The sequence below is a fragment of the Oceanobacillus bengalensis genome, from assembly GCF_003628445.1.
In the GTDB taxonomy this organism is placed as follows: Bacteria; Bacillota; Bacilli; order Bacillales; family Amphibacillaceae; genus Oceanobacillus; species Oceanobacillus bengalensis.
This window is the reverse complement of the sequence record NZ_RBZO01000028.1, coordinates 48766-55704: the sequence shown is the minus strand read 5'-3', so window position 1 is coordinate 55704 and position 6939 is coordinate 48766. Positions and strand designations below refer to the sequence as shown.

6 protein-coding genes are annotated in these 6939 nt (G+C 35.8%); 1 reads left to right on the top strand and 5 read right to left on the bottom strand.

Features of this window, described 5'->3' with window-relative positions:
* Nucleotides 1-147 precede the first annotated feature (147 nt).
* The 5 genes from D8M05_RS15655 to D8M05_RS15635 form a co-directional block, all read right to left on the bottom strand.
* Entirely contained in the window at nt 148-1500 is a 1353-nt protein-coding gene (locus D8M05_RS15655) for an MATE family efflux transporter (RefSeq protein WP_121133463.1), read from the bottom strand.
* Complete coding sequence (locus D8M05_RS15650; protein WP_121133461.1) at nt 1500-2093, bottom strand: TetR/AcrR family transcriptional regulator; 594 nt, start codon at nt 2091-2093, stop codon at nt 1500-1502. The genes D8M05_RS15655 and D8M05_RS15650 overlap by 1 nt, the downstream gene beginning before the upstream one ends.
* A gap of 213 nt (nt 2094-2306) precedes the next feature.
* On the bottom strand, nt 2307-3362 hold the full coding sequence (gene ytvI / locus D8M05_RS15645) for a sporulation integral membrane protein YtvI (RefSeq protein WP_121133459.1): 1056 nt from the start codon (nt 3360-3362) through the stop codon (nt 2307-2309).
* Nucleotides 3363-3514: 152 nt separating this feature from the next.
* Entirely contained in the window at nt 3515-4051 is a 537-nt protein-coding gene (locus tag D8M05_RS15640) for a ribonuclease H-like YkuK family protein (protein WP_121133457.1), read from the bottom strand.
* 398 nt (nt 4052-4449) lie between these two features.
* Nucleotides 4450-4662, bottom strand: a complete 213-nt coding sequence (locus tag D8M05_RS15635; RefSeq protein ID WP_121133455.1) for a hypothetical protein — start codon at nt 4660-4662, stop codon at nt 4450-4452.
* 303 nt (nt 4663-4965) lie between these two features.
* Between D8M05_RS15635 and D8M05_RS15630 the strand changes: the two genes are divergently transcribed.
* Nucleotides 4966-6759, top strand: coding sequence for an SLC13 family permease (locus D8M05_RS15630; protein WP_183072824.1), 1794 nt, complete (start codon nt 4966-4968; stop codon nt 6757-6759).
* Nucleotides 6760-6939: the final 180 nt, after the last annotated feature.

Here is a 6939-nt window from a genome sequence, read left to right as displayed (position 1 = left end):
GCAAAATGCCTGGAACGCATCCTCTTGATAATCATTGTAACATATGGGTAAGCCGTATGCCTTAATAGGGCACGTACGGTTTGATAAGGGGGAAGCCATGAGAATGGTTTCCCTACTTTATTAGTAAGCTTTCATATAAAGATTTAGTTAATTAGAACGAGTAAAGTTTGTCATAAAATCCCGATTTCTCCGTACATAAAGAAAAATGGTTACCAAAACAATAAACTCAGCAAGTGGTATAGAAAGCCATACACCCTGTATTCCAAATAATAACGGGAGAATAAGAATAAATATCATCATAAAGATAATTTCTCTTGAAGCGGTAATCCAAGTTGCCATCTTAATTTGTGCAATAGATTGAAAATAACTCATCATGATAAAATTGATCCCCATAAAGAGGTATGCGATGAAAAATAGGCGGATTCCTGTAATTGCGATGTTTACTACTTCTTCATCAAAATCTCCAAAGATACCTACAATCTGTCTCGCTCCAAGCTGACCAATTACAAATGCGGAAATTCCAGAAATACTTGCAACAATTAATGCTATTCTCATTGTCTTTCTTATTCGCACTTGTTTTCTTGCGCCATAATAATAGCTAATAAGAGGCTGTACTGCCGATCCCATCCCAAGAAATATCATTAGCATAACACTGTGCACATAATTTAGAACAGAGAAAGCTGCTACACCTGCTGTTCCCGCGATACGTGCAAGGCTTATATTATAAGCGATTGTAAAAACAGAGATTCCCAATTCCGATAAGAAACTTGGAAAACCGATACTCATGGTACTTTTAAATATCGATTTGTTAAACCGTATTCGAACAAATCGTAGTTGATTTCCTTTTCTAAGAAAATGCGTACACAGAACGAGTACACCAATAGCAGCAGCGATAATTGTTCCCAGAGCAACGGCTGCTACACCTAAATGAAGCACATATAAAATGTAGTAATTAATAACAATGTTTAAAATAGCGGTAACAACTAAGGCAATCATTGCTAAGTTTGGATTTTGGTCATTGCGTATAAATGTACTTAATGCATTTTCTATCGTTAAGATAAAACCAAAGAAGAGCATTACTTTCAAATAATCGTTGGCAAATGGAAATGTTTCTTCATTTGCACCAAGTACATACGTAAGTTGTTCTTGAAAGATAAAAGCTGTTAAACCGATAACAATGGTAAATAGAGCAATGAGTACAATGGAATGTGTAAAAGTAAACTGTGCTCGTTTTACGTCCCGTGCACCTATCGCTTGGGAGAACAACGTCGCACCACCCATCCCTATCCAAAGTGACATTGCCACAAAAATGGTGTAGACTGGTGACGCAATGCCTACTCCAGCTAATGCTACCTCTCCTAGTCGATTTCCGACCATTACTCCATCGATCACAATATTTAGTGCCATAATCATCATTCCAATTAACGATGGAATTAGATATTTCATAAAGATACGACCGACCGGCTCAGTATCTAGGAAATCTGTTTGATTGGTCGTCATTATTCCTTCGCTCCTTCAGTTGCCAGTGCAATTCCGTCCCAAAAAACTTCCCATGACGGATCTACAACTTCCTTTGCTCGTTCCACTCCACCATACACAAGCTCTACCGTTATGGCATTAAGCAATGAAATAAAAGCAATAACTAGGTGTTCTGGATTCTTTTTCTTCAATACATTATCCTTTATTGCACTTTTAAATAGGGGGAGAAAAAGCTGCTTTTGTTCTCTTTCATATTGATAAAAAGCGGTATTTATTTCATCAAACAGATGCCCTGGTGGATAAAAGGACATACGTAACCAAAATTTCATATACACATTATTTTCATATCGCATCATTAGGTCCTGAAGCAAATCATATAAGGTTTCTTTTAAAGATTTTGGGTACTGTTTTATTTTTGTATTTAAATCACATATTTCTTGATTAAGCGCATCGTTCATAACCTGAAGGAATAGATCATCCTTGCCATTAAAATGAGAATAGATAGATTGCTTTTTAATTCCTACCTTTTCTGCAATTTGGGATAAAGAGGTACCCTCATAGCCATTTATTGCAAAGTAATATATTGCAGCTTTCTTTATTTTTTCGGAAGACATAATAAATCCCCTTTCTAACTGACGACCGTTCGTTAGTTGGAAATAATAACAGAATCTAACGTAAATGGCAATAGATATATCTTATGGAAATGTTAATTATCAAATACAACTTCTATATTATTCTGAGATTAATATTGGGGAAGATGCTTTATAAAGATAAAATCAAAATAATGGAGGAAAATGGCTACGTTTGTATCTAGCCATTTTCCTCCATTAAATTTTGAAATCTAATTTAATAATACCAGCTTCTTTAGCAGAATATATTGCGATAATTGTTAACGGTCCAATAATTAGCCCAATGACACCAAAGAAATATAGTCCTAGCCATATGCCTGCTAGTGTCGGTAATGCTGGTAATCCGATTTGGTCACCCATTACCTTTGGCTCGACCGTTCTTCTGATAATAAGGAGAATAGCAGCGAGTATTAACAATTGAACACCGGTATCCGTACTTCCACTAACTAACTCGAATAATCCCCAAGGTGCCAGAATAACGATGGAACCGATGAAAGGAACAAAGTCAATAAACCAGATAATCAATGCCATTAATAATGCATTTCCTGGAGAGATAATTAATAATCCGATATAGGTAACAATAAAGATAAGGATACTCACTAAGAATTGAGCCTTAAAGAAGCCTACGAAAAATCTTGTTGACCGCTGTAGCATATATTTAACTTTTTCAGCATTTTCCTTTTCGAATCGCGCAAAGAATGCTTCTTTATATTTAGGTAAATCTAAGCTGATTAGGAATAGCGCGATTAAATAAACGATTATAATAAAAATCATATTTGGTATTCCTTGAGCCCAGCCTGCTAACAAAGGGATTATATCCTGGGTTAAGTCTGTTGCCCATTCGAATAGTGCTGTGATTTGCTTTTCCATCTCCTCGATAAAACGGGGAGGTAGTCCTGCGACTGTTTCATTAAACCTGTCAAGGAGCTTTTCAAAGATTATATTTAACTCAACGATGTAATAAGGTAATTTTGCAGCAAATTGAATGGTTTCATTTACTAAACGTGTAATAGATATGTAAGCTAAAAATGAAATGAAAGCTATGAAAAGAATAAAGGCAGTAACTACAGCTGGAAATCTTTTTTTGAATCCTAAATATTTCTGTGCTAGCTTAACAATTGGTTCAAGGATGAAGGCGGTAATGATTGCTAAAATAAATGGCATAAATGCAGTAGAGTAAAAGTAAAGAATTAATGCAACGATTATTAAGATAATCCCTATAACAATACGTTTTGTAGTGAAAATTTTTCTCAAAAACAGGCTCCTTTCCTAACCTAGCTCTATGTATATAGCTAAATTATATATGATAGGATTGCTTAATGCCAAAGAGAAGTAAAGAAAAGATAAAAAAGAAGATGATGATTCCATCACCTTCTAAAAACTGAATACAGCTACTGCTGTAATGTCTATTTTGTATATCTATTCGCATAACTACTAGCGACAAATGAATCCGGTTTTATTTTTGGTTCTACGCCTAAAGACTCCATTCTTGCTACCATTTCGTTAACAAAAATACTTGTTTTATTTCTGTTTCCTGATCCAATGTCAATATGCCCCTCAATTGCAAGCGATGCCCCTTTATAAATATTTGGTAATACAATATCAATTAGTTGATTTTTCCTTTCATCAGAGAACATCGAAACCACTTCTTCCGTTAAAGTAGTTTCATAAGATATACGCTCATGAAGATTTGTCATTTTTCTAGGAACAACAGTTTTCCGAATACATGCCCAAACACCTTTTTTCTCACGTTGAATGACAATGCCAGTAATAAACCTTGTGTAATAGCTGTGAACTTGTGAATCGGTTCCGAACATGAGGCGGTAATTTCCGTTGGGGTCATTCCTCATAAATTGCATGATATGCTGGAAGACCTGTTCGAAAGACATGTTCTTTTGGCTTAGGTTCTGAAAGGTATAATTCAATACTTTAAGTTTTGACATTTTTCCCTTCCTTTTAACAAGAGTAATGTAACAATTAACTTTATTAAAGTATATTCATTATGTACAAATACGATGAAACAATTTTAATTCTAGGTGCCTGTCACTTGTCGGGAAATGTCGATATGTGTCGATAAATGAAGCGAGAAATATTGGGTAGCATTTACGTCTTTCGATATAATAGCCCTTTATGCTTTAAGGTTAAAATTCAATTCCAGCATAAGAGTTTCCTCTTTTATTCTTGTAAAATTATTATTAACCTTTTTTAGAATATAAAACCCTTTACAGGGGTAAAAAAGTCAACCAAGCAATTTTCGATTTACTACTTGGTTGACTTTCCATTACTATCTTTCTATCATTGCCATTTCCCCAATGATGTGATCATAGTATAAAGTTGATTATTAATAGGGTGGTACGCTATATATCTTTCCTAGTTTACTTGCTCTTCCAGCGAAGTGCTCTGCTTCTGTTATATGTACACCAACCTTTTCAGATATAGATTTATCTCTTTCACCAAAATAGATTTCCGCTTCATTTGAAATCCCGTTTAATAAAGAAAGATTTATAGTTGAAACGTTGTACTTTGGTGTTAATGGTAAAAGCTGTTTTCTCATATCGCTGTACTCAATTTCTATCTGCAACAACTTAAAATTCAATTCTCACCTAGCACGTGTTTAAGTTTTGCAAGGGCAATTAGTGATACGGTTTGGATCCTTTTCATCATCTTGCCCCACTTTATTTCTAATAATTAGTATATAATAATATCATACGCTAATTATCAGAATTAAAGAATTTAGAGGATAGTCCTTCTCTTTGAACAGAGATTAATAGTAGAACTTTAAATCAGAAAAAAAGCTTAAAGGAGAATCGGTTTGTTTATTACATTTACCATTCTTATCCTAACTATTATTTTATTTATGTTTAGCCGAATTCGGACAGACTTAGTAGCTTTAATGGCACTACTTGCTCTCGTTGTTACAGGGGTATTAGATTCTACGGAGGCACTTGCTGGATTATCAAATTCTGTTGTTATTATGATTGCAGGACTGTTTGTTGTAGGGGCAGGTATTCTAAGAACGGGGTTAGCACAGATGGCTGGTAATCTCTTGCTACAATGGGCTGGGAACAGTGAGAAGAAGTTATTCTTTCTATTGCTTATTATTGTTGCTTGTGTAGGTGCATTTATGAGTAATACTGGTACGGTGGCTCTAATGCTTCCAATCGTAATAAGTGTTGCAATCAGCATGGGAAGCAGTCCGTCAAAGTATTTAATTCCACTTTCCTATGTTGGTAGTCTGTCAGGGTTATTAACATTAATCGCTTCACCACCTAACTTGATTATTAGCCAAATGCTAGTTGATAATGGCTACGAAAAGCTTGGCTTTTTCGAAATTACGCCAATCGGTATTATTGCAATTATAGTAGGTATGATCTATTTGTTTTTTACGCAAAGGTCATTATTGCCGGATAATAAAAGCCTTAGCAATAGGAATGACTCGTATCAGCTTTCTCCAGACCAGATAGCAAAGGATTATCACCTAGGTGACAGTTTATTTAAAGTAAAAGTCACAAGTTGGTCAAAGATGGTTGGAAAGCCATTAGCAGATTTAAAAATTCCTGCCAACTATCACGTATTAATCTTAAAAATTGAACGAGGGTCGAAAGAGGGGATACACAGGCTTGCAATTACCTATCAGGAAATGGCTGGTCCAGATAGTGTTATCCAGGAGAACGATGTGTTGTCCGTCCAAGGATCGTTTGACAAAATTGAGAGATTTTCACAAGAATACAGCTTATTAATTGCGGAAGAAGAATCAAAAGCAGAAGCGTTGGTTTCAAAACAACTTGGAGTAGCAGAAGTGCTTTTAACCCCACACTCTGCCTTTATTAATAAAACCCTTCGTGATATAGCATTTCGAGAAAAGTATAATTTAAATGTTATCGGAATCAATCGAAAGGGTGACTTTGTTTTAGAAAATATGTCAACAGAGCGTTTACGTTTTGCAGATGCGTTGTTAGTACAGGGAGCATGGGATGAAATTGAGCTACTTTCTAAGGAGACGAAAGATGTAGTCGTAATTGGGCAACCAAAGGAAAGCGCTGCAAAAGTATATGCTACTGGAAAGGCACCAGTGGCAGGGGCTATTATGCTATTAATGGTATTGTTCATGATATTTGAAGTATTTCCGGCAGTAATCTCTGTATTAATCGGTGCGGTATTAATGATCGTTACTGGGTGCTTACGTAACATGGATGATGCCTATAGTGAAATGAATATGGAGAGTATCGTATTAATTGCTGCTATGCTTCCCATTGCGACGGCCCTGGAAAAGACTGGCGGCATGGAAATCATTTCAAATGGAATTATTGAGTTGTTAGGTGGCTTTGGTGTAATGGGTGTCCTTTGTGGGGTATATTTACTTACAATGGTTTTTGGACAATTCATTAGTAACACGGCTACTGCTGTATTATTTGCACCAATTGCAATGAATGCAGCCATTTCGATGGATGCAAATCCGTACACATTTTTAATTGCGGTAGCGGTTGGTGCAGGCATGTCTTTTGCAACACCAGTAGCATCTCCTACCAATGCTTTAGTAATGACAGCTGGAGGATATACCTTCTTTGACTTTGTAAAGATAGGGGTACCCCTTCAATTTGTTATGTTTATTGTAATGATGATTATCATTCCTATATTTTTTCCATTGTAGTTTACTATTTAGCTGTTTTCATCATGTTAGTTGCTTTTTATTCTTCACAATTGATAGAAAATGCGCAGTAAGTTGAGAAAATACATGTCCTACCGTTCCGGCAATACACTTCGCTTTCCGTGGGCGGCTGGTGAGCCTCCTCCGTGCTAACGCACTACGTAGTCTCACCGATGCCTTTCC

Coding starts and splice junctions, on each gene's coding strand:
- D8M05_RS15655 (WP_121133463.1), bottom strand. CDS start 1,500: ATGACGACCAATCAAACAGATTTCCTAGATACTGAGCCGGTCGGTCGT.
- D8M05_RS15650 (WP_121133461.1), bottom strand. CDS start 2,093: ATGTCTTCCGAAAAAATAAAGAAAGCTGCAATATATTACTTTGCAATA.
- D8M05_RS15635 (WP_121133455.1), bottom strand. CDS start 4,662: ATGAGAAAACAGCTTTTACCATTAACACCAAAGTACAACGTTTCAACT.
- D8M05_RS15640 (WP_121133457.1), bottom strand. CDS start 4,051: ATGTCAAAACTTAAAGTATTGAATTATACCTTTCAGAACCTAAGCCAA.
- D8M05_RS15630 (WP_183072824.1), top strand. CDS start 4,966: ATGTTTAGCCGAATTCGGACAGACTTAGTAGCTTTAATGGCACTACTT.